This window comes from Fodinicola feengrottensis (assembly GCF_010993775.1).
In the GTDB taxonomy this organism is placed as follows: Bacteria; Actinomycetota; Actinomycetes; order Mycobacteriales; family HKI-0501; genus Fodinicola; species Fodinicola feengrottensis.
Genome location: NZ_WOTO01000031.1, coordinates 1 through 21,406, shown reverse-complemented (window position 1 = coordinate 21,406; position 21,406 = coordinate 1). Strand labels below are relative to the sequence as shown.

23 protein-coding genes, 1 other RNA gene and 6 pseudogenes are annotated in these 21,406 nt (G+C 66.9%); 9 read left to right on the top strand and 21 right to left on the bottom strand.

Annotated features, from left to right (window positions below):
• Positions 1 to 244 precede the first annotated feature (244 nt).
• Positions 245 to 661 carry a hypothetical protein gene (locus tag GNX96_RS26385; RefSeq protein WP_163570210.1) on the top strand — a complete coding sequence of 139 codons (417 nt, stop codon included), beginning with the start codon at positions 245 to 247 and terminating at the stop codon, positions 659 to 661.
• Here GNX96_RS26385 and GNX96_RS26380 read toward each other — a convergent pair.
• Both GNX96_RS26380 and GNX96_RS26375 read right to left on the bottom strand, forming a co-directional pair.
• The gene (locus tag GNX96_RS26380) at positions 653 to 1,453 is read right to left on the bottom strand and encodes an alpha/beta fold hydrolase (protein WP_163570208.1); all 801 of its coding nucleotides are present in this window, start codon (positions 1,451 to 1,453) and stop codon (positions 653 to 655) included. The genes GNX96_RS26385 and GNX96_RS26380 overlap by 9 nt on opposite strands.
• The gene (locus tag GNX96_RS26375; protein WP_279581543.1) at positions 1,450 to 2,229 is read right to left on the bottom strand and encodes an SRPBCC family protein; all 780 of its coding nucleotides are present in this window, start codon (positions 2,227 to 2,229) and stop codon (positions 1,450 to 1,452) included. Before GNX96_RS26375 ends, GNX96_RS26380 begins: the two co-directional genes overlap by 4 nt.
• A 309-nt stretch (positions 2,230 to 2,538) precedes the next feature.
• Here GNX96_RS26375 and GNX96_RS55355 point away from each other — a divergent pair.
• From GNX96_RS55355 to GNX96_RS26365, 3 genes and pseudogenes are all read left to right on the top strand, one after another.
• Positions 2,539 to 4,517: pseudogene (locus GNX96_RS55355) on the top strand (GH92 family glycosyl hydrolase); the annotation flags it as partial.
• Positions 4,518 to 4,686: 169 nt separating this feature from the next.
• Positions 4,687 to 4,983: pseudogene (locus GNX96_RS64895) on the top strand (ricin-type beta-trefoil lectin domain protein); the annotation flags it as partial.
• Complete coding sequence (locus GNX96_RS26365) at positions 4,943 to 5,152, top strand: RICIN domain-containing protein (protein ID WP_163570207.1); 210 nt, start codon at positions 4,943 to 4,945, stop codon at positions 5,150 to 5,152. The pseudogene GNX96_RS64895 and the gene GNX96_RS26365, both read left to right, overlap by 41 nt.
• 50 nt (positions 5,153 to 5,202) lie before the next feature.
• Here GNX96_RS26365 and GNX96_RS55345 read toward each other — a convergent pair whose 3' ends face one another.
• From GNX96_RS55345 to GNX96_RS26345, 7 genes are all read right to left on the bottom strand, one after another.
• Positions 5,203 to 5,337, bottom strand: coding sequence for a hypothetical protein (locus GNX96_RS55345; RefSeq protein ID WP_279581542.1), 135 nt, complete (start codon positions 5,335 to 5,337; stop codon positions 5,203 to 5,205).
• Positions 5,338 to 5,345: 8 nt separating this feature from the next.
• Positions 5,346 to 5,789 (bottom strand): hypothetical protein, encoded by a 444-nt coding sequence (locus tag GNX96_RS26360; RefSeq protein WP_279581541.1) that lies wholly within the window; start codon positions 5,787 to 5,789, stop codon positions 5,346 to 5,348.
• A 16-nt stretch (positions 5,790 to 5,805) separates the two neighbouring features.
• Positions 5,806 to 6,216: RNase P RNA component class A (gene rnpB, locus GNX96_RS26355), an RNA gene on the bottom strand.
• A gap of 33 nt (positions 6,217 to 6,249) precedes the next feature.
• Entirely contained in the window at positions 6,250 to 6,408 is a 159-nt protein-coding gene (locus GNX96_RS55340; protein ID WP_279581540.1) for a hypothetical protein, read from the bottom strand.
• Entirely contained in the window at positions 6,405 to 7,415 is a 1,011-nt protein-coding gene (locus GNX96_RS55335) for a sodium:solute symporter family protein (RefSeq protein WP_279581539.1), read from the bottom strand. The genes GNX96_RS55340 and GNX96_RS55335 overlap by 4 nt, the downstream gene beginning before the upstream one ends.
• A complete protein-coding gene (locus GNX96_RS55330; RefSeq protein ID WP_279581538.1) occupies positions 7,409 to 7,876 on the bottom strand; it encodes a sodium:solute symporter family transporter in 468 nt (155 codons plus the stop codon). The genes GNX96_RS55335 and GNX96_RS55330 overlap by 7 nt, the downstream gene beginning before the upstream one ends.
• A 1-nt stretch (position 7,877) precedes the next feature.
• Positions 7,878 to 8,102, bottom strand: coding sequence for a DUF3311 domain-containing protein (locus GNX96_RS26345; RefSeq protein ID WP_163570291.1), 225 nt, complete (start codon positions 8,100 to 8,102; stop codon positions 7,878 to 7,880).
• Positions 8,103 to 8,246: 144 nt separating this feature from the next.
• On the opposite strand from GNX96_RS26345, the pseudogene GNX96_RS26340 reads away from it, so the two are divergent.
• Both GNX96_RS26340 and GNX96_RS26335 read left to right on the top strand, forming a co-directional pair.
• Positions 8,247 to 9,502, top strand: a pseudogene (locus GNX96_RS26340) (ArsB/NhaD family transporter).
• Between the two features lie 5 nt (positions 9,503 to 9,507).
• Positions 9,508 to 9,999, top strand: coding sequence for a universal stress protein (locus tag GNX96_RS26335; RefSeq protein WP_163570206.1), 492 nt, complete (start codon positions 9,508 to 9,510; stop codon positions 9,997 to 9,999).
• A gap of 27 nt (positions 10,000 to 10,026) precedes the next feature.
• On the opposite strand, the gene GNX96_RS26330 is transcribed toward GNX96_RS26335, so the two are convergent.
• The 4 genes from GNX96_RS26330 to GNX96_RS26315 are packed head-to-tail and all read right to left on the bottom strand — an operon-like array spanning position 10,027 to position 13,021.
• Positions 10,027 to 10,551 (bottom strand): GNAT family N-acetyltransferase, encoded by a 525-nt coding sequence (locus GNX96_RS26330; protein WP_163570204.1) that lies wholly within the window; start codon positions 10,549 to 10,551, stop codon positions 10,027 to 10,029.
• On the bottom strand, positions 10,548 to 11,447 hold the full coding sequence (locus GNX96_RS26325) for a reverse transcriptase-like protein (protein ID WP_390624159.1): 900 nt from the start codon (positions 11,445 to 11,447) through the stop codon (positions 10,548 to 10,550). The genes GNX96_RS26330 and GNX96_RS26325 overlap by 4 nt, the downstream gene beginning before the upstream one ends.
• Positions 11,444 to 12,181, bottom strand: coding sequence for a zinc ribbon domain-containing protein (locus GNX96_RS26320; protein WP_163570199.1), 738 nt, complete (start codon positions 12,179 to 12,181; stop codon positions 11,444 to 11,446). Before GNX96_RS26320 ends, GNX96_RS26325 begins: the two co-directional genes overlap by 4 nt.
• Positions 12,182 to 12,196: 15 nt before the next feature.
• On the bottom strand, positions 12,197 to 13,021 hold the full coding sequence (locus tag GNX96_RS26315; RefSeq protein ID WP_163570198.1) for a Nif3-like dinuclear metal center hexameric protein: 825 nt from the start codon (positions 13,019 to 13,021) through the stop codon (positions 12,197 to 12,199).
• Positions 13,022 to 13,138: 117 nt separating this feature from the next.
• On the opposite strand from GNX96_RS26315, the gene GNX96_RS26310 reads away from it, so the two are divergent.
• Positions 13,139 to 13,690: a C40 family peptidase gene (locus tag GNX96_RS26310; protein ID WP_163570192.1), complete on the top strand. Its 552-nt coding sequence runs from the start codon at positions 13,139 to 13,141 to the stop codon at positions 13,688 to 13,690.
• Here GNX96_RS26310 and GNX96_RS26305 read toward each other — a convergent pair.
• From GNX96_RS26305 to GNX96_RS55325, 5 genes are all read right to left on the bottom strand, one after another.
• The gene (locus tag GNX96_RS26305) at positions 13,681 to 14,838 is read right to left on the bottom strand and encodes a tetratricopeptide repeat protein (RefSeq protein ID WP_163570191.1); all 1,158 of its coding nucleotides are present in this window, start codon (positions 14,836 to 14,838) and stop codon (positions 13,681 to 13,683) included. The genes GNX96_RS26310 and GNX96_RS26305 overlap by 10 nt on opposite strands.
• Positions 14,730 to 15,257, bottom strand: a complete 528-nt coding sequence (locus GNX96_RS26300; RefSeq protein WP_279581537.1) for a hypothetical protein — start codon at positions 15,255 to 15,257, stop codon at positions 14,730 to 14,732. Before GNX96_RS26300 ends, GNX96_RS26305 begins: the two co-directional genes overlap by 109 nt.
• Positions 15,250 to 15,816 (bottom strand): AAA family ATPase, encoded by a 567-nt coding sequence (locus GNX96_RS26295; protein WP_163570187.1) that lies wholly within the window; start codon positions 15,814 to 15,816, stop codon positions 15,250 to 15,252. Before GNX96_RS26295 ends, GNX96_RS26300 begins: the two co-directional genes overlap by 8 nt.
• Positions 15,816 to 16,571: an AfsR/SARP family transcriptional regulator gene (locus tag GNX96_RS26290; RefSeq protein WP_163570186.1), complete on the bottom strand. Its 756-nt coding sequence runs from the start codon at positions 16,569 to 16,571 to the stop codon at positions 15,816 to 15,818. Before GNX96_RS26290 ends, GNX96_RS26295 begins: the two co-directional genes overlap by 1 nt.
• A 1,017-nt stretch (positions 16,572 to 17,588) precedes the next feature.
• Positions 17,589 to 17,711, bottom strand: a complete 123-nt coding sequence (locus GNX96_RS55325) for a hypothetical protein (protein ID WP_279581536.1) — start codon at positions 17,709 to 17,711, stop codon at positions 17,589 to 17,591.
• Here GNX96_RS55325 and GNX96_RS64890 point away from each other — a divergent pair.
• A pseudogene (locus GNX96_RS64890) lies at positions 17,683 to 17,922 on the top strand (FkbM family methyltransferase); the annotation flags it as partial. The gene GNX96_RS55325 and the pseudogene GNX96_RS64890 overlap by 29 nt on opposite strands.
• A gap of 28 nt (positions 17,923 to 17,950) precedes the next feature.
• Positions 17,951 to 18,394 (top strand): FkbM family methyltransferase, encoded by a 444-nt coding sequence (locus GNX96_RS26280; protein ID WP_279581535.1) that lies wholly within the window; start codon positions 17,951 to 17,953, stop codon positions 18,392 to 18,394.
• Here the strand turns inward: GNX96_RS26280 and GNX96_RS26275 are convergent.
• The 3 genes and pseudogenes from GNX96_RS26275 to GNX96_RS26265 all read right to left on the bottom strand — a co-directional run.
• Positions 18,330 to 18,965, bottom strand: a complete 636-nt coding sequence (locus GNX96_RS26275; protein WP_279581534.1) for a POT-type proton-dependent oligopeptide transporter — start codon at positions 18,963 to 18,965, stop codon at positions 18,330 to 18,332. The two genes, GNX96_RS26280 and GNX96_RS26275, sit on opposite strands and share 65 nt — an antisense overlap.
• A 319-nt stretch (positions 18,966 to 19,284) precedes the next feature.
• A pseudogene (locus tag GNX96_RS64885) lies at positions 19,285 to 19,596 on the bottom strand (POT-type proton-dependent oligopeptide transporter); the annotation flags it as partial.
• A 370-nt stretch (positions 19,597 to 19,966) separates the two neighbouring features.
• A pseudogene (locus GNX96_RS26265) lies at positions 19,967 to 21,199 on the bottom strand (acetyl-CoA carboxylase biotin carboxylase subunit); the annotation flags it as partial.
• Between the last annotated feature and the right edge of the window lie 207 nt (positions 21,200 to 21,406).

Below are 21,406 nucleotides of genomic sequence, written 5' to 3'. Positions count from 1 at the left end.
CCTCCCGCCGGTCGCCAGCGCCTCCTCGAACCGCGCGGTCGCCTGGATCAGCATCGGCATCGCCGGTGTCGGCATCCTGCTCGCCCTGCTGCTCATCTCGGCCCGAATTGGCCCTCGCCGAGGCCGACTGTAAGTCGCTTTTGTCCCGTATAGTGCCCACATGCAACGAATGTGGGCGTTAGCCGCCACTGCTGTCCTGTGGGCTGTGTCGGGAGCACCGGCCAGCGCCGCTCCGCCTCCCCCGTTGACCTGCAACGGCAACATCAACGGGCACGTCAGCGCGTCGTACACCGGGACGACCTTGACCAGCACGACTTCCAACTACGACGCGACGATGGTGTGTACGCGCGGGTTGCACGGCGAGCCGATGACCTCTCTGCAGGAGACGGCGTTGGTCTATCTCAACGGTTCCGTCGTCCGCACCGGAGTGTTGGGTCAGTGCGCTGGCTCGCAGCCATGTCTTTCGGTGGAGTCCAAAGGGAACTATGTCTGTTCGTCGACCTGTGGCGGGGATTACCGGATGGCCCATCGGGCCGTGATGGTGCTGCCGCCGAACCACGAGTGGGGCACCCCGCCGGCCGGCTGCACGAAAATCGACACACGGAAACTGCAGTGCCTGTGGTTCAGCGGGACCGTGCACGTACAGCCGGTTCTAGGCTGAGAGGAAATCCGCCAGCGCCGGAACAAGCACTCCAGGTTTCACCAGGTGGGTCTGACCAGGCAACGTCCGATATAGCGCGTCCGGCAGCAGATCGGCGAGAGATTTCACGCCCGTACGCATCCATCCGGGACTTTTCCCGCCATCCATCACCAAAGTGCGGATGGTCAGCGAATCCCACCGGGATTCGGGCAGCGGCCGGCAGCTTTGGTTCGGATGCATGACGGTGATGTCATACGGCAAAGTGTGCGCGACAGCCTGCAGTTTCGACCACACGGACCGCATGACGGGCATGATCGCGACGAAAAACGCTGGGGTGTCGACGATGCGCATGAACGCCTTGACCGCGTCACCGGGGCGGCCAGCGTCGATCATCATACGGAGTTGCTCGTCGAAGTCGTCCGGCACCGGTCGGCGGCTGGTGTCGACGATGAAAGGCGGCTCGTAGAGGGCAAGTTTGCTGATCGGGAGACCGCTGTTCGCGGCTTCCAGCGCGAGCACCGCCCCGGACGACTGGCCGAACAAGTACGCCGAGTCGCCGATTTCCCTGACCAGGGCGGCAATATCTTCGATCTCCCGGCGCACCTCGTACGGGCCGTGGTTACCGCTCTCGCCGCGGCCCCGCCGCCGGTCATACGTGTAGACGGTGAAATCGGACGCCAGTTGCTCCGCGATTTTCGGGGTCGGCCCGAACTCCCGATAGCACAGCGCGCCGTCGACCAGGATCAGCCCAGGACCGCTGCCGGTTCGCGAGAACCCAATCGGGGTGCCGTCGGCGGAAGTGACCATGCTCATGGGATTTTCCTTTCGGCCAAGCGAGAATGGCTCATGACACGACCTCCGTCAGCCAGGTCCGCCAAGCCTGCTCGGCGCGCATCGGATCGATGTCGGCGAAAAACGTGATGGGCGGCGACCAGTGGTCCACGGAAGCCGCGCATGAAGCGGTAGAGGGCGTCGTCCGTACGGATGCCGACCGTGTCCGGATTGACGAAATAGACGACACCGTCGACGAGTCCATGATCCGGCACTGGAACCCGCACCTGGTCTCCGCTGACGGCGGCCCGGTCCAGGCCGAGCGCTTGGCCCAGCATTGGCCAGACCGCGTCCCAGTTTTCCACCGGTGGACCGAAAGCAGTGACCGGGATGGCTGCGCGACCCGCGAAGTGGGTGACATATTCCACCAGCGTCCGAAAGAACAGCCGCAAGCCCCGAGTCATCGCCTCGTACTCGTCCGCCCAGTCGTCGCCGGGCAGGAAGCCGCTGGCGACCATCCGGACGACGGTGCTGCCCTGCTCGCGACCCTCGAGCAGGAATTCGTACGCGACGAACCGGCCGTCCTGCGCGGTCTCGGTGCGGTGCGCGAGCCGCTGGTTCGGCTCCCAGCCGGTGACGGTCGACTCCGGCGCGTACGCACCGAAGGCCGTTCGTATCACACCGCCCGCACCCGCCAGCACGTCCGTACGACCCATGAACCACGAGTTGATGCCCGGGCCGGTGGCGATCGCCGCCCAGATCTGCTCGGGGGTCGGGGCGACCTCCTGCTCACTGACCGTCTCGAACTCGCGGCCCATCTCAGCACTCCCTTGTCTCGAACTCCGGTCACCGACAGCGTCTCAGCTGTGGTCGACGCTGCGACCAGCGGATCCACCCTCGCCACATAGCTAACCGTAGACAAGGTCAACCGTCAAGACAAGAAAGTTTGTCTGCAGAGGGATTCTCGAGGATCGCTCGCGCGGTTTCCGCCGAATTTTGGATAATTACCCTCGAAAGCGCCAGACTTTGGCCTGTCTTGGCACATACCAGGATTTCTGCTTACCGAAGCGGCATTTGGTTGATAGCGTGCCTGCGCTCCCCCCCGACCCCAGCCCGGAGGATCCCTCATGCCGTTAAGACCCCGATCCGGCCTCGTCGCCTGTTTGGTCAGCGCCTTGGCCGCCACCATGGCGATGGCGCCGGCCGTCGCCCCGGCCAGCGCCGCACCCGCGAAAACGGCGACCACGGTCAGTGACCCAGCGCAGTACGTGAACGCATATGTCGGCAGCAAGCCGGGCGCCACCGACTTCGGCAACGGTGGCGGCGCCGGGAACACCTTTCCAGGCGCGGACGCGCCTTTCGGCATGTTGCAGTGGAGCCCCGACACGGTCACCTACCAGCACGGCGGCTATTCGTACGACGACAACAGAATCCGCGGCTTCAGCCTGACGCACATCTCCGGCGCCGGCTGCGGCGACTACGGCAACATCCCGTTCATGCCGACGCTGGGCACCGGCCTGGTGTCGTCGTACACGTTCTCGCACGCCAACGAGAAAATCGCGCCGGGAGCGTACGGCGTGACCTTCGACAACGGCCTCAAGACCGAACTCGCGGTGAGTAAGCGTGCCGGCGTCGCCCGTTTCACTTACCCGGGCACCGACACCGCCTCGCTGCTCATCGACGTGGCGAAGGCATTCAACAACGCGATGGGTGCCTACACCATCGGCACGAACAGCATCACCGGTTATGAGGACGGCGGCGGTTTCTGCGGCGCCGGCAACAAATACCGGGTGTATTTCACCGCCACCTTCGACCACACGATCACTGGCGTCGACAAGCCGACCCAGACCCAGCCCATCCTGCATTTCGACACCTCAAGCGGTCGTACGGTGACCGCGCGGGTGGGAATTTCGTTCGTCAGCATCGCGAACGCGCAGACGAACCTGTCCACCGAGCAGGGCAGCAAGACGTTCGAGCAGGTCCGGGACGGCACCCGCGCGGACTGGAACGCGCTGCTGGGGCGGATCTCGGTGGCCGGCGGTACGGCCGCGCAGACGACCACGTTCTACACCGCGCTTTATCACTCGCTGCTGTTTCCGGAGACCTTCTCCGACGTGAACGGGCAGTATATTGGCTTCGACAAAGCGATCCACACGACCGCCTCGGGCCACACCGAATACGCCACCTTCTCCGGCTGGGACGTCTACCGGTCACAGGTGCAGCTGATCGCCTTCCTGGATCCCGGAATCGCCTCTGACATTGGGCAAACCATCGACGACCAGGCCGCGCAGGCCGGCTATCTGGACCGGTGGACGCTCGCGAACGGCGGCACCGGCGTGATGAACGGCGACCCGCTGCCGACCATCGCGGCGAACATGTATGCCTTTGGTGGCACCGGATTCAACGCCTCCGACCTGCTCGGCAAGGCGGTCGCCGGCACCGCGAACGGCTCCCAGCGGCCCGGCTACGCACAATACAACGCGCAGGGCTACATCCCCGAAGGCGTGACGGCGTCTGGGGCTCGACGGCCAGCAGCCTGGAATACTACTCAAGCGACTTCGCGATTTCCCAGCTCGCCGGCCGGTTGGGCAACACCTCGGTGGCCAACAACTACCTGCTGCGCTCGCAGGGCTGGCGAAACCTGCTGCATGACAACTACCTCCAACCGCGCAACAGCGACGGTAGCTGGATTTCCTTCAACCCCAGCTCCGGCACGTCGTACGTGGAGGGCAACGGCGCTCAGTACACCTGGATGGTCCCGTTCAACTACCAGGGACTTTTCGCCGGTATGGGCGGAAACTCGGCCGTGCTGCCCAGGTTGGACAGCTTCTTCTCGGACCTCAACGCGGGACCGGACAAGCCGAACGCGTACCTGGGCAATGAGCCGACCTCGGAAACGCCGTGGGCCTACGCCTTCGCGGGTGCGCCGTACAAGACGCAGGACGTGGTCCGGCGCGCGGTGACTACGATCTACAAGCCCACCCCGGACGGCGAGGTCGGCAACGACGACCTCGGGCAGATGTCGTCGTGGGCCGTGTGGGCGTCGCTGGGCATGTATCCGGAAATCCCGGGCCGCTCGGAACTGGTGCTGGCCAGCCCGCTTTTCAGCCAGATCACCATCACCCGCGGCAACGGCGCGACGATCACCATCACCGCCCCCGAACGCCTCCGAAAGCGTCAAATACGTCCAGTCGCTGAACGTCAACGGGCAGGCTTCCACGAAGCCGTGGCTCAGCGAGGCTTTCGTCGCCTCCGGCGGAAATCTCGACTTCACCATGGGCGCGACCCCGAACACCACCTGGGGTACGGCCGCCGCCGACGCACCGCCGTCGTTCGACTACACCGTGCAAAATGGTGCGACTGGGCCGATCAAGGGCCTCGCGAGCAAATGCGTGGACGTGGCCAACGGCGGGACCGCGAACGGCACCGCCGTGCAGCTCTACACCTGCAACGCCTCGACCTCGCAGAACTGGACCCTGCGCTCTGACAACAGCATCGGCGCGTTGGGTAAGTGCCTCGACATTTCCAACAGTGGCACCGGCAACGGCGCGCTCGTACAACTCTGGGAATGCAACCGCAGCAACGCCCAGGTCTGGCAACACCAGTCCAACGGCGCGCTGCGCAAACCCGAATTCGGGGCGCTGCCTGGACGTACCCAACTCCGCCACCGCGGACGGCACCCGGCTGCAGATCTACGACTGCAACGGCACCGGCGCGCAAACCTGGACGCTGCCCAGCTAGCTAGCTCACAGGGTGTTCGGGGGCAGCGAAACTGTCCCCGAACACCTTTTCTACAAGCCGAAAATCGCCGCGACCGCGGCGGTCAGGTCATTTTCGCTCATCGAGCCGTCCACCTCGATGGCATTCAACCCAAGCTCTTTGGTCTCTTCGCGCAAGCGTTCGGTAAACATCGCGTCCCGCTCCAACAGATTGCTCAGGGCCTTCTCGGGATCACTGGTTCTGCCGGCGATCTCCCACAACGATCCCCTGCTGTGGAATGCCTGGCCCGGAAATGTGGTGTCGGGAGAAGCCAGACGGCGTGCGTACGCTCATCCAAGTGCGGCTTCACCAGTCGCGGCAACAGCCGAAAACCCTCCACGATCACCTCGGTCGACAGCTCTTGGACGATCAACTCGAAACCCTCACCACGGAACCAGTGGAACGTGTCCAGCATGACCTGCGGCGAGCGGTTCAGCCATCGCTCGTCCATGTCCATGGCGAGGAACTCAGCCACGTACGGACAGTCACCACAGCGACTGGCGTGATCGGCCATCGCGTCATCGGTCGCGTAATGCCCGAGGCCATACTCACCGGCCAGCCGGCGAGCGATGGTCGACTTCCCGGCGCCGCTGCCGCCGCCGATCCAGTAGACAGTCACGGTCCTCCTGGAGGGACGGACGAGTTGGTGCGTAGGCCGGGTTCTGTGGCCGGGGCGCCTCGCGGCACTGCCCCGGCCGGCGACCATCCATCTCGACCTGCCGTCGCCGGCAGGCTCTAGCGGTCTACCCCGCAGGCTCGGACGGGCCGCCCTCAACGCCTGCGCAAGCGCCCATGTCGCGACGCCCTCTTGACCTTGCTCCGGGTGGGGTTTACCAAGCCGTCCCGGTCACCCGGGGCGCTGGTGGTCTCTTACACCACCGTTTCACCCTTACCGGCGCGGGAAATCCCGCGCCGGCGGTCTGTTTTCTGTGGCACTGTCCCGCGAGTCACCCCGGGTTGCCGTTAACAACCACCCTGCCCTGAGGAGCCCGGACCTTCCTCGACCGTGCGCAGGTGCGCACCGCCGCGGCCGCCCGACCAACTCGTCCGTCCACCAGCAAATCCTAGTCGCCCACTAGTTAGGTGGCCTTGACGCCCTCCACCAGCCCCGGCACGTCGCGTACGCCCAAGTCGCCGGCCTCGACCTCATAGTCGCGTGGCTTGGTCGCGTCGACGCCGTCCGGCGCCTTCAGGGCCTTGCAGATGAAGGTCGCGATGACGCCGACCAGGATGTTCACCACGACGGCGAGAAGCCGACGTAGATCTGCACCTTGCTGTGCAGCCCGAAGTTGGCCAGGCTGTACGCCGAGCCGCCGAAGTGCAGGTGCCCGGTGGCCGGGTTCGGGATCTGATAAAGCATCACCAGGCCGACCAGCATGCCGGCCACCCAGCCGGCGACCAGGCCCCAACGGTGGAACCACCGGGTGTAGAGGCCCAACGCCACCGACGGCAGCGTCTGCAGGATGATGATGCCGCCGATCAGCTGCAGGTCGATCGCGAACTGGGTGTTCAGGATCAGGATGAAGCCGACCGCGCCGATCTTGACCACCAGCGAGGCCAGCTTGCTGACCTGCGCCTGTTCCTTAGACGAGGCGTCCCGGCGGAAGAACTCCTTGTAGATGTTGCGAGTGAACAGGTTGGCCGCGCCGATCGACATGATCGCCGCCGGCACCAGCGCGCCGATCGCCACCGCGGCGAACGCGATGCCGGTGAACCAGCTCGGGAACATCTTGTCGAACAGCACCGGCACGATCGTCGTGCTGTCGCCCTTGATCGGCTTGATGCCGGCCGCGAGCGCCATGAAGCCCAGCAACGCGATCAACGCCAGGACCAGGCTGTACGCCGGCAGGGCGGCCATGTTCCGCTTGATCGTCTTGCGGCTGTTGGAGGCCAGTACACCGGTCAACGAGTGCGGGTAGAGGAACAACGCCAACGCCGAACCGAGCGCCCATGTCACGTACTGCAACTGGTTGTTGCCGTTCAGCAACAGGCTGCCCTTGGCCGCGTGGGTGAGCGGGTTGATCGTCGCCAGCGCCTTCTCGGCGCCGCCGAACACCATGTCCCAGCCGCCCAGTTTCACCGGAATGACGATCACCGCGACGATGATCACCAGGTAGACCAGGGCGTCCTTGACGAAGGCGATCAGCGCCGGCGCGCGCAGGCCGGAGCTGTACGTGTAGAGGGCGAGGATCAGGAACGCCACGATCAGCGGAATCTGCCCGGGCACGCCCATCGCGGTCAGCACGCCTCGATGCCGACCAGCTGAAGCGCGATATATGGCATGGTGGCCACGATGCCGGTGATCGCCACCAGCAGGGCCAGCGTGGACGAGCCGAACCTGGCTCGTACGAAGTCCGCCGGCGTCACAAAACCGTGCGTGTGGCTGACCGACCACATCCGGCACAGCGGCAGCATGACCAGCGGGAATGCGATGATCGTGTACGGGATCGCGTAGAAGCCGAGGGCGCCGCTCGCGTACAGCAGCGCGGGAACGGCGACGAACGTGTAGGCGGTGTAGAGGTCGCCGCCGAGCAGGAACCAGGTGATCCAGGGGCCGAAGCTGCGACCGCCCAGCCCCCACTCGTCGAGGTGGTCCAGGCTGCCGACCCGCCGCCACCGAGCGGCCACGAAGCCCATCCCGGACACCAGCACGAACAGCACGATGACGATCGTCAGCTGCACCCAGTGATCAGCGAGCTGTGGCATCTCAACTCCTCCGCTTCGTCAGGTGGTAGACCGCGACGGTGACGATCACCAGGACGGGCAGCAGGAGCAGCTGGAACCAGTAGAAGAAGGGGAACCCGAACAGCTCCGGATCCTTGGTGTTGAACAGGAACGGACACAGCGGGAGCACGATCGGGATCAACAACAAGAGGTTCCAGAGGCGGCCAGGGTCCCTGACCACCGGATCCTGATCCGGCTTTCCCTGCATATCGGGCACCGCGACCTCCCTCTTACGCCAACACGCCGAAACCGGCGCGGGTGAGAACCTAATACCCCGGACCGACAATGCGAAGCACTTCACACCAACTGGCTCAGCGAATCTTTACGTAGTGAGTCGCGTACGGTTCAGGCCGTGTCAGCCACGGTGTCGATCTTGCTGCTCGTGGCGACCCTCGCGGTAGCGATCGCGGCACCCCGGCGGGTCCCGGAGGCAGCGGTCGCGGTTCCGGCAGCGGCGGTCGCGGTGCTCGCGGGCCTGCTCCCGGCGACCGCGGCCTGGACCGAGACGCTGCGGCTCGCGCCACCGTCGGTTTCCTCGTGGCCATCCTTCTGCTGGCCCATCTCAGCGACACCGAAGGCATCTTTCGGTGGGCCGGCGCCGCCATGTCGCGGATCGCCGCTGGCCGTCCGCAACGGCTGCTGGCCGTCGTCTTCGGCGTCGCCGCGCTGACCACCGCCGTCCTCAGCCTGGATGCCACGGTCGTCCTGCTCACGCCGGTGGTCTTCTCCACCGCCACCCTGATGCGGGCTAGACCGAAGCCGCATGTGTACGCCTGCACGCACCTCGCCAACTCCGCGTCGCTGCTGCTGCCCGTCTCGAACCTGACCAACCTGCTCGCGTACCGCACCAGCGGCCTGTCCTTCGCCGCCTTCGCGGTCCTTATGGCGCTGCCCTGGCTGGTCGTGATCGGCGTCGAATACGCGGTCTTCCGGCGGTTCTTCGACACCGACCTGAGCTCCCCGGCCCGGGCCACCCAGCAACCGGTCGGCCGGCCGCCGGTCTTCGCGATCGTGGTCCTGGGTGGCTGTCTGCTCGGTTTCGCGACCGCGGGTCCGCTCGGCGTCGACCCGGCCATCGTCGCTGGGGCCGGGGCTGTCGTGCTCCTGGTCCGGCGGCTGTTCGTGCGTACCGAGCCGCCGGTACGTACGGTCTGGAAAGCGATCCTTGAGGCGAATCCACTGTTCTGCCTGTTCGTACTGGCCCTGGGCATCGTGGTAGCGGCGGTCAGTCGGCACGGTCTCGGCGCGCTGCTGGCGGCGGTCTTCCCGTCCGGCGACAGCCTGGTCGCGCTGCTCCTCGCCGCCGCGGTCGCGGCCGTACTGGCGAACCTGGTCAACAACCTCCCGGCCGCCCTGCTCCTGATCCCGGTGGCCGCCGGTCATCCCGGTCTGCTGCTCGCGGTGCTGCTCGGCGTCAACGTCGGCCCGAACCTGACCTACGTCGGGTCGCTGGCGACGCTCTTATGGCGCCGCATCCTGCGCGCGCGAGAGGCAGGCCCGGCAATGGGCGAGTTCCTCCGCCTCGGCGCCCTGACCGTGCCCACCGCGCTGGTCGCCGGTGTGTGCGCGCTCTGGCTTTCGCTCCAGTTGACCGGCCTGGGAGGCTGACCGCCATGCGCGTACTGGCCTGGCTCACCGACAACACCTGGGAAGCCTGCGTCGACGCCGTCCGTACGACCAACTCCCCCGACGTCACGCTTCTCTACGTCCAGGCTTCCGATGTCTCAGAAGCAACGCATGGCGCCTTCAGCGGGCTTCTAGGGCGCCACCGCCCCGGTCACGATCCCGGCGATGTCGTACGAGCAGCGTCCGCGGCGACTGGAGACGCCGTGCTCAGCGCCGCCGTCGAACGGCTCGGATTCGACTGCCGGGTTGAGCACCTCGCCGGCGCAGTTGAGCGTGTCGTGGTGGCCACTGCCGCCGATGCCGACTTGTTGGTGGTGGCACGAGACGGAGACCGGTCGCGGCTGGGGCCACGGAGCTTGGGGCATGCGACCCGTTTCGTAGTGGACCATGCGCCCTGCTCAGTGATGCTTATCTGGCCCGAGGAAGCTCCCGATCTGGGCTCCATCCCACCCAAGCCACCCCATCCCCCTCGGCGTTAGGACTGCGTTCTCTAGCGGTCGGCTTTCTCAGAATCCGATGACTGGTCGTTCGAGTCGGTGCGGGCCAGAACGGCTCACGTCGACCGGGCTGAATCCGTGCCGGCGCCAGAACCGGAGGCCGCGAATGTTCGCTGGCGCGACCGCGATCCGCAGTTTCTCAGCGCCTGACTCGATGGCCCAGCGGTCGACGGTCGCGAGCACCCGTGCGCCGACGCCGCGGCTGCGGGCGGCCGGCACCAGGACCAGCAGGCCGATCATCCACGTACGGCGTTGGGGCCAGTCTCGTACGACGTCGAGGACACCGATGTTGGCGGTGCCCAGGCGTACCAGCATGACCGCTTTGTCGCCCGGGTCGCTGCCGGGCGGGACCTTGGCGAGGAGTTTCTCGGCCTCGTCGGGTGGGGCCGGGAAGCCGTCGACCAGCATCGCGAAGTCTTCGGAAGCGTCGAACACGGCCTGAACCTGGGCGGTCTCGGCCGCGGTGACCTGGACCAGGTCGATGGCGGTGGCGACCGGGAGCACGCCGCTGGGCAGGATCGGAGTCGCCGTCATACCGCCCTCGCCGCTGAGGTGTCATTGACCGTTCGTACGCAGACCGAGCCTGGTGAGCCGTTGAACTCCACTTCCGTCACTCCCCAGACGTCCAGGCTCAACCGCTCGATCATCCGGGGCGGTGCTTCCCACCCAACTCGAAGGATATCCGCCACCCGCTCGCGATCCGCAAGGACCACAAAGGTGCCGCCACGGGCCTTAAAACGGGCCAGAAGGGCGTCCGTACGGCCAGCCTCGAGCAGGTCAGGCTCGGTCTCGACCGGCGCCCGGAGGGCGTCGGCGAGCACCTGAGCGGCGTTGGCCACAGTCGGCTGACCAGCGGTCAGAACGGCCTCTGCAGCACCCCGACCGGCGAGGTATTTGGCCAGGTCGTGAGGTACGTCCGCGGCGGCGTCGACAGTGACCAGGAGCAGGGTGGTAGCGACCTGACCACTTGTGGCCATCGGTGCCTCGCCGGTGAGGTCGCGATGGACCGGTATGCCGTCCATGGCCGAATTCGCCAGGGCGTCGGCGGCGGAGTTCTGGGCCCGCGGGATCCATTCGTACGTGACCTTGTCGAAGGCGCGAGCGACCTCTTTGGCCTTCGCTGCCAGCGGCACCATGTCCGGGTGCTTGATCTTCCAACGTCCGGACATCTGCTCGACGACCAGTTTGGAGTCCATCCGGACCGCGACCCGGCGGGCGCCGAGATCGCGGGCGGCGGTCAGGCCGGCGACCAGACCGGAGTATTCGGCGACGTTGTTGGTGGCGAAACCGACGCCCTCGGCGCGCTCGGCGAGCAGGTCGCCCGTACGCGCGTCTCGGACCAGGGCGCCGTAACCGGCGACTCCCGGGTTCCCCCGCGATCCGCCATCGGCCTCCACGACGACAGCGGTGATCTCCTCGCTGTCGCTCACAGGCCTGACATGTCCGTCCTGACGAGGATCCGGCCGCATTCCTCGTGCCGGATCACCTCGTCCGGTGAGGCCTTCTTGATCGCCGCGTAGTCGGAGCCGGCCAGCTCCAGCCGGCAGCCCTCACAGCGCCGAGCCCGCAGTAGCGCGGCGCCGATACCGCTGGTCGACCGGATTCGCTCGTACAGTTTGAGCAGGTCATCGGGCATGTTCGGGACGATTGCCGCGCGCTCGGCACCCCGTTTGTCGGTCTCCGCGTCGATCTCGACGAACGCCGCGTCCCGCCGCTCGGTCGCGGCCACCACCGTGGTGTCCACCGCCGCCTTGGCCGACTCCGCCGCGGCCAGCACGGTCTCGGCCTCCTCGCGCTTCTCCATCAGCTCCAGCTCGTCGTCCTCCAGCGAAGACGCCCGGCGGGCCAGCGAGTCGACCTCGTGCTGTAGCCGCTCCAGCTCCTTGGATGGCAGGCCGCCGGCCTGCATCCGCTGCTGGTCCTTGGTGGCGCGGTTGCGTACCTGCTCGACATCCATCTCCAGCCGGCGTACGTCCCGGCCAAGGTCGTCGACGTCAGCGCGCGCGGCGGCTACCGCGTCGGACAGGCCGGTCAACTGCTTCGTACCGTCGGCGATTTCTGCCAGCTCCGGCAGCGCGCCACGGCGGTGCGCCAGCTGGCCGAGCGCGGTGTCGATCGCCTGCAGGTCCAGAAGCCGGCGTTGGGCGGCGGGGTCAGCCTTCACAGCGGTGGCGGCTCCTTATCGTCGAGCGTGCACGGTCCAGGGGTCAGTGACCCGGTCCGATACAAGGACCTTCACCGTAGCGGCATCGCCGGAGCCACCGACGCGCGCGCCGAAGGTGGCCGATAACCGGGCGGCCAACTGATCCAGCCACGGCCGCTCACTCGACCAGTGCCCCACGTCCAGCAGCGCCGGCCCGCCCGCCGCGAGGTGCTCGGAGACCGGGTGATGACGGAGGTCGGCGGTGACGTACGCATCGACCCCAGCTGCCGTGGCATCGGCCAGGAAGCTGTCACCGGCACCACCGCAGACGGCTACCCGCCGGATCAGCCGGTCCGGATCACCAGCGGCTCGTACGCCCACCGCGCTCGCCGGCAACACTTTGGCGGCCAGCTGGGCAAAATCCCGCAATGGCAGCGGCGCCGGCAGATCCCCCACCCGGCCGTGGCCACCGACCGCGGCCGCTACCAGCGGGCGGGTGTCCCGCAGCTCGAACCGAGCAGCCAGCGCGTCGGACACGCCCGGGTTGGCCACATCGGCGTTGGTGTGCGCGGTGAGCAGCGCGATCCGGTCCGAGATCAGCCGGTGCACCAGGCTGCCCTTCGGGGTGGACGCGGCCACCGAATGGACTCCCCGCAGCAGCAGCGGATGGTGGCTGATCATCAGCTGGACGCCGTTCTCCTTCGCCTCCGCGATGGTCTCGGCGACCGGGTCCACGACCAGCAGGATCCGGTGGACCCTCGCGTCCGGGTCGCCGCAGGACAGCCCAACCGCGTCCCAGGACTCGGCGGTCTCCGGTGGATACCACCCGTGCACGGTGTCGACGACGTCAGCGACTCTCACGTGAGCAGCCTAAGGGCGGTCTTTCCAACGTCGTCAACGGCCGCGATTCAGCGTTTATAAAGAGCCATTCGGCAAGGTGATGTCAGCGGTACCCCATGAGGGAAGGGAAGTGGATTCATGCGCAAGGCAATCTGCACAGCCATCCTCGGCGCGGCGCTGGCCTTCGGGTTTGTCGCGGTGCCCACCGCACCGGTCGCGGCGGCGACCCATCAAGCCACCGCCGTCTCGATCGCCAAGGACATCCAGGCGACCAAGGCGGTCGCACCCTGGAAGGGCGGCAAGGTGCCGTATTCCTGGGGCGGCGGTCACGGCTCGAAATACGGGCCGAGCAAGGGAACCTGCTCCGGCTACACCGGTCCAAAGCCGTGCCGGGCGAACGTCACCACCGGAGTCGACTGCTCCGGCTTCACCCGCTGGGTTTACGCCCGGGCGTGGGGCAAGGACGTGCTGGGCGCCGGCAACACCGACAGCCAGCTGGCCCGGATGCACAAGGTGAGCAAGGCGAACGCGGTGGCCGGCGACCTGGTTTTCTTCGGTACGCTGAGCAACACGCATCACGTCGGGCTGTATATCGGTGGCGGCAAGATGATCAATGCCTCGCACACCGGCACCTTTATCCGTACCGACTCACTCGGCAGCGACCTGGTCGGCTACTACCACTACAGCTGACCAGGTCCTGTCTGGTTATTGCGGTGGGATGAGAGTGGCTCGATGCCGAGCGACTCCCGAATGTCCGCCGCCTGCCGAGCCGTCCGCTCAGCGACGGCGGGCATGGCACGCTGACGGCAGATTTCGGCTAGTACGACCAAAGTCTCGGCCAGCGCGTACGGGGTGCCCAGGCTTTCCCAGATGCGTACGGCCGAACGGGCCGCCACCTCGGCCCCGGCCGCCGCGTCGCCAGCAGCCAGCCGGGCACCGGCGATGCTGTGCCAGGTCATGCCCAGCCCGAAAGTGTGGCCCTTCTCCCCGTACACCCGCAGGCAACCGTCCAAGATGGACAGTGCGACCGCCGGCTCGCCGTTGCGGGTCCGGGCCTCGGCCAGCCAGCGCCGCGAATGGGTGGCGTCCACCGCGCCGAGTTTCGCGCCGGCCTCGCTCGCGGCGGTCAGCGTCTCGATGGCCGGCGCGATTTCGCGGCGGGCCAACTGAATCGCGCCGAGACCACGCAGGCACTGGGTGAGACCATGTAAATACAGTGGCTCCCGGCAGTGCGCGAGGGACGCCTGCAGGCATCGCTCGGCCTGGTCGAGCCGGCCCTGTTCCCGGTGAATCGTGGCGATGCCCTGCTGTGCGTAGACCAGACCGCTGCGGTTTCCGGTCGCCAAGCAGATGTCACTGGCCGCCGCGAAAGACCGGACGGCCTCGTCGTACCGGCCGAGGATCCGGAAAAGATAGCCGAGCCCGGACAGTGCGGCGCCCTGGTAGTCGGAGTTTTCCAGCCGTACGGCGATCGCCAGCGCCGACTCGAAATAGCCGACCGCCTTCACGTACCGGTCCTCAATGGTGTGCAGTTCGCCGAGATTGCGCAGCAACGCCATTTCCACCACGAGATCGGTGGTGGCCTCGGTGCTCGCCGGCCCGGCGATCGCCAGCGCCGCGAGCGCCGTTTCGTGGGTCCGCCGCCAATCGTCGTAGAAAGCGTTGATTTCGCAGTAGTTGGCCAACGCGCCGGCGAGAGCGCCAGCCAGCCAGCACCGCTGGTTCCAGGTCACCGCCATTTCGACGGCGTCGGCCAGCAGCCGGAAATCCGCACCGAACCAGCCGGCCGGATCAGCCAGGATCCGATCCCGTGCGGCCGGCGGCAGCTGCCATCGCACCGCCGGATCCGCTGGTATGTCCACGAAACCCAGGTCCATCCGGGTATCCGCGGTCCGAGCCAGGTCCAGGCAGGCCCAGACCAGCCGGAGCGCGGCCATCCGGCGCCGCTGCGCGCTGATCGTCGCGGCCGCTCGCTCTCGAGCGAAAAAAGCCGTACGAGATCATGCAAATGATAGGAGTCGGCCTCGACGAGGTGCACGTCCACCAGCGCGTCGAGCAGCTCGGCGGCCTCGGCCGCGCTGGTGTCCAGCAGCGGCGCGAGCACCCAACTGGGAAAGGCCCCGACCGGCAGCAGTCCCAGTGTGGCGAAGGCTTCCCGTACCCGCTCGGGCAGTCCGCGCAAGCTCAGCTCGACACTCGCCCGGACGGCCAGATCGCCGGTCGCCAGCACGTCCAGCCGGCTGTGCTCGTCAGCCAACGCGTCCGCCAGCCGTTGCAGTGTCCAATGTGGACGGGCGGCCAGCCGGGCGCCGGCGATCCGGACGGCTAGCGGCAAATATCCACACTGCGCGACTATCTCTCTGGGCCGCGGCCGTTTCGGCGGCAAGCCGATCGGCGCCGACGAGACCGGCCAGCATCGCGAGCGCGTCCGGTTGGGCGAGCATCCCCAGCGCGATCCGTTTTCCAGCCACCGCTGGAATCTCCGCACGGGCGGTGATCAGCACGCCACAACTTCCGGTGCCTGGCAACAATGCCTGCACCTGGGTGGCACCCGACGCGTCGTCGAGAACGACCAGCACCCGGCGGTCCGCGAGCGCCGAGCGGGCCAGCCGGGAGCGTTCGTCGGTATCGTCCGGGATGGACGCCGGTGGCACCCCCAGCGCCCGCAGGAATCCAGCAAGCACCGCCGACGGGTCAGCTGGCTGCTCTGTGCCGCGGAGGTTGGCATAGAGCACGCCGTCCGGATAGTCGTCTCGTACTTGATGGGCCAGGTGCACCGCGAAGGCCGACTTGCCGGCGCCAGCCGGCCCGACCATCACCACCGTGGGTGGCGCCGGGCCATCGCGGCGCAGGGCTTCGGCGGCTTCGCGTACCTGCTCGGTGCGGCCGACGAAAACACCGAGGTCGGCGGCCGGAGCTGGTTGGGCCGCGGCACCGCGGACTGCCGCGGGCGTTTGGTGGGGATTTTCGCGCCACACCAGCGGTGCACGTACAGGTCGGTGGTTCCGCCGGCGAGCACGGTCCGCTCCAGGTCCCGCAGTTGCTCGCCCGGCTCGATGCCGAGTTCGGCCACCAGCGCGCCCCTCGTCGCCCGGTAGACGGCGAGCGCGTCGGCGACCCGCCCGGTGCCCTGCAGCGCGACCATCAGTCTGGCCGCGAGGCCCTCGTTCAGCGGGTGGTCGGCGACCAGCGATCGCAGCTCGAACACCAGGTCGGCGTGCCGGCCGAGGGCGAGGTCCGCGCTGATCCGCAGGCACAGCGCAGCCATCCGGCGCTCCTCCAGCTGCGCCGCCGCGGCGGCCGCGAACGGCGCGTCCACCCCGCCTAGGGCCGGCCCCCGCCACAGCGCGAGCCCGTCCTGGAGGTGGCGTACGGCAGCAGCCGTCTGCCCGTCCGCGAGCCGCCCCTCGGCCTCGGTCACCCGTACCGCGAACCGGTCGATGTCCCGGCTGCCGGCCGGCAGGCGCAGGCGATAGCCGGCCGGGTCCGTACGGATCACCTCGTCCGGCAAGCCAGCCGCTGCGAACACCCTTCGCAGCGCCGAAACGTACACCTGGATCTGGTTGCGCACCCCCCGCCGGCGGCTCGCCCTCCCACAACGCCTCGACCAGCCTGGACACCGACAGCACCTGGCCGCCGTGCAGCGCGAGACAGCCGAGCAGGGCACGGCGTTTCCCGGCCCCCACCGGCACCTGCCGCCCGTCCACGCTCACCTGCAGCGGACCGAGCAGCCGTACATCCAGACGGCGCGCTGGCATGCGGCAATGATGGCATTTGCCCGCAACACTCTGGCCGCGAATCACGCAAGCTTCACCTTGCGTGACCAACTGTGGCTTTTGTCATATATTCTCGGTTATCCGCCCCCTCGGGGGTTTGACCCACTCGCCAAAACTGTCGGCGGCGTGCGATTGGCTCGTTCGGGGGCGGCATTTTCCCGGCCCCCCGTACGGCGGCTGCACAATCGGATTCCGATTGTGCAGCTCCACATAGGGTGCGGCGCGAAACTGTCGTACCGACGTGAAATTTTGAGCCCCCGCCCTTTCAGAAGGGTGGGGGGTGGGTGGCGGGCTTTCATTACGTAAGTAGACGCGCGCGCGACAAGCATCCAGTGCGGGACTTTATCCCGCACTCGGCGTCGAGTGCGGGATAAAGTACGGCACTCAAGCCGGCTCGACGTACCTGTCGGCCCCACCGAGGAAGCTGGAGTTCGGGAGCGGCAAGTTTCGTCGAGCGGGTTCTGAACGGTGTTGGTCAGGTCAGGGAGGCACTACGTAAGGCTGCATAACGGAGTTGTGTCCGGGACGGGACTTTGGACCTCGGTCGTTCGTGCCAGAGTCGTTGAATCATCAGCCAACTTGGGTTCGGGGTGGCCGCCAGGATCCATACTTGTCGTACTACAAGCTTCCGATCCGCACGAACGACGGAAAGGAGTGCGCACCATGTCCCGAGCCACTGTCTCTCCCCAGATCAACGCGACGCGTGGCGTCAGCCTCGGCTGACGCGTTCCGGCGACACGCGATCCGAGATCGTGGGATTCGTCACACAATGTGAAGAGTGTCTGATCGTGTCAGTTGGGTATGACGCAAACTCAGACCTCCTCGCGAGGAATCGCCATCCGGACCGCTGGTGTGGCGTCCGGGCTGCGGATGTCGGCCGCCGCGACCCCTTTTACCGAGAACGAAATTCTCGGCCTCCGCAGCGTTGTTCCCACCGGTGGCACCTGTTTCGATATTGGTGCCGCCTATGGTATGTACACGTTCCCGTTGGCGCATCTGGTCGGAAAAACCGGCTCGGTGCACAGTTTTGAGCCACTCACCGGATCGTACCGGTTACTCGCGCTGACCAAACGTTTGGTTGGCGGCAAGAACATCCAGCTGCATCGGTCCGCGGTCGGGCGGGAATCGGGCTGGCAGCCGCTCACGGTGCCGCGGCAATGGGGATTTCCCATCCGTGGCAGGGCCTTCCTGGCACAGGACGCGACCAGTCTCGGCCCGAACGAACGAACGGTTCACCTCACACCAGGAGGTGGGCGTGCCGGTGACAACTGTCGACGAGACCTGCCGGAACGCCGGTGTCGGGCAGGTGGATTTCCTGAAAATCGACGTGGAAGGCGCCGAGCTGGCCGTCCTGGAAGGAGCCAGCGAGACCATCGCGGCGCATTCCCCGGCGCTGTTGCTGGAAATCGAGGACCGACACGTCGGAAAGTACGGGCTGCGGGCAACCGACCTGGTCGACTACCTCACCAGCCGTGGCTATCGCATGTACGTGTGGAAAAACCGGGAATGGACCGAGACCGATCGGGTGACCGTGGCGGTACGCAATTACCTCTTCAGTGTGGCGCTGGACCGATCGCGGTCGAAGATTCCCGCACTGGCTGGCCAATGGGCCGGCTAGCCGGACGAATCGCGAAGGCCTCCCGCAGCCGCCGCCCGAAAAGCATCATCGCGGCGGCCGCGGCGAGGGCCACGATGCCCTGACCAAGATAGTAATAGTCGGGTGGCAACGCGTCGCCGAGACGTACGGCCTGGGCGCCCAGACCCGCGCCAAGCGCGCTGAAAAGCCACACCAACCCGATCACCCGGCCGACATACTCCCGGGGAGCGACCTCGGCGGCCGCGCTCATGGCCACCGGACCGATCACCACTTCCCCGCACGCCTGCAGGAAGAACACCGCCACCAGCCACAACGGTGAGACGAGGACGCCGGTGCCGGCCATCGCCGCAGCCACGCTCATCATCAAAGAAAAACTCGCGCCTGCGAAAAACAGACCCAGCGCGAACTTCCCCGGCGTGCTCAGCCGTGCGCCCAGGCGTACCCAGGCGTACGCGAAAATCGGCGCCACCAGCAACATGAAGAACGGGATGGCGGACTGGAACCAGCTGGCCGGCAAGGTAAACCCGAGGAAGCCCCGGTCGGTCGACTGCTTCGCGAAGAGGGGCAGCATCGAGCCAGCCTGGCCGACCATCGTCCAGAACAGCGAGACCGCCAACAATAGCCAGAAAAACGCGCGCAACCGGACCATCTGGACGGCCCCACCGGCGGCCGCGGATCAGCACAAAGAAATAGGCAAATGGCAAGATCAGTGTCACGATCCCAAAAGCGACCACCACGTGCATCGGCGAGAAAGAGCCGGAAACCACGTCCAACACCACGGCCACCGCCATGACCGCGAGCACCGCTGTCGCGGTCAGCCCAGCCTTGCGTCGCTCGGTGCGAAGAAGGGGTTGGCCGGCCGACCTGCCGGCCTCGCCGAAGCTGCGCCATCCCAGCAAAAACTGTGCGATTCCCAGCACCATGCCCACGCCGGCCGCGGCGAACCCGAGGTGCCAGTTGACTCCTTCGCCCAGCCAGCCCATGATCAGCGGCGCGAGCAGGGCGCTGACCTGGCCGGTGACGTAGAAGAGCGAGATCGCGCCGGCCCGCTGGGCCGCCTCGTCGTCCCGATAGAACCGGCCTAGCAAAGCGACGATATTCGGTTTGAGCAAACCGGTGCCGACCGCGATGAGAATCAGGCCGACGTACGACAACGCCGGAACAGCCGCCGCCAGGCTGAAATGTCCGGCCGCGATGACGACCCCCGCCGAGCAGGATGGCACGGCGTTCCCCGAGAATCCGGTCTCCCACCCAGCTGCCCGGCATGGACAGGACGAAGACCGATCCAAGGTAGACGCCGAACAGCGCGGCAGCCTCGCCGGCAGGAAGGCCCAGCCCGCCGGAAGCGGTCGGCGTCACCGCGTAAAGCACCAGAATCGCCTGCATGCCGTAGAAACTCAGCCGTTCCCACGAGTCGACCAGCAGGATGGTGGACAGCCAGCGCGGATAGCCAAAGCGGCCACGCTGGATCCGGTCAGCGGAGATCGAGGACATCGGAGACCAGCGAGGTCGTGTGTTTCGCGTCCCTGAAAAGGAATTTCCCAGCATCTCGCGGAGGAAGCCAGTCGTGGTACGAATCCCGTGCCCGCTGATCCGGAACTCGTCCAGCGCCCGCTCCATCCGGGCGATCGCCTGCTCGCGATCCGGTGCCCACACGATCACCTTCGCCAGCAGCGAGTCATAGTCCGCGGTCACCCGCAAACCGGCCGCGCCATGAGTGTCCACCCTGGTAAACGGGCCGCCCGGCGGCACGAACTCGTCCACGAGCCCGGCGGTGGGGAGGAAATCCCGGTCCGGGTCCTCCGCGTTGACCCGGCATTCCAGCGCTACTCCGCGCGGCACCACGTCCTGCTGCCGGAAGGACAGCGGGCTGCCGGAGGCCACTCGCAGCTGCTCGGCGACAATGTCGATGCCGGTGGCCATCTCGGTGACCGGATGTTCCACCTGGATCCGGGAATTCACCTCGATGAAGTAAAAATCTCCCTTGTCGTCGACCAGAAATTCGAACGTACCGGCGCCGACATAGCCGCAGGCGCGAGCACCGCGGACGGCTGCCGCGCAAATGTTCTCGGCCAGCCCCGCCGGCAGCCCGGTGGCCGGCGTCTCCTCGATCAGCTTCTGCCGGCGGCGTTGCACCGAACAGTCCCGCTCCCCCAAGCTGACCACATTCCCGTGGTGATCGGCCAGAATCTGCACCTCGACATGCCGAGTGCTCTCCAGGAAACGTTCGACATAGACGCGACCATCGCCAAATGTCGCCTGCGCCGCGGCACGGGTAGTCGCGTACGCACGGGCCAACTCACGGCCAGCGCGCACGACCGCCATTCCCCGCCCGCCACCGCCGGCAATCGCCTTGATGATGACCGGATATCCGATCCGCTCAGCGATTTCCTTGGCCTCCAAACCATTTTCGACAGCCCGCGAGCTACCCGGCAGCACCGGCAGGCCGGCCGCCGAGGCCACCTCGCGGGCCTGCGCCTTGTCGCCCAGCCGGCTCATCACGTGTGCGGGCGGGCCGATGAAAATGAGTCCCTGCGCCTCGCACATCTCGGCGAAATCGGGATCCTCGGAGAGGAAGCCGTAGCCGGGATGGATCGCGTCGACGCCGGTCCGCAACGCGGCTTCCAGAATAGCCGGAGGGTAAAGATAGCTGCGCCGGGACGGCGCGGGTCCAATGTGGACACACTCGTCGGCGAGACGCAGCGCGGGCGAGTCGCGATCAGCGGTGGAATGCACCATCACCGTACGTACGCCCAGCTCACGGCAGGCACGGGCGACCCGCAACGCGATCTCACCGCGATTGGCGATCAGAACAGCCGAGAACATTGTCATCCTCCAGAGGGAAATCAGGCCGCCGGAGCGATCACGAACAGCGGCTGGCCGTATTCGACGGACTCCCCGTAGGGACCACCAGGACCCGGAACACCCGGAGCCGGACCGAGCTCCGCCTCGGATCGGGTTCATCAGCTTCACTCGCCTCAACAGGATGCGCCACCAGTGGCCCTCCGCCACATGAGTCGCCCTCTCGAACGA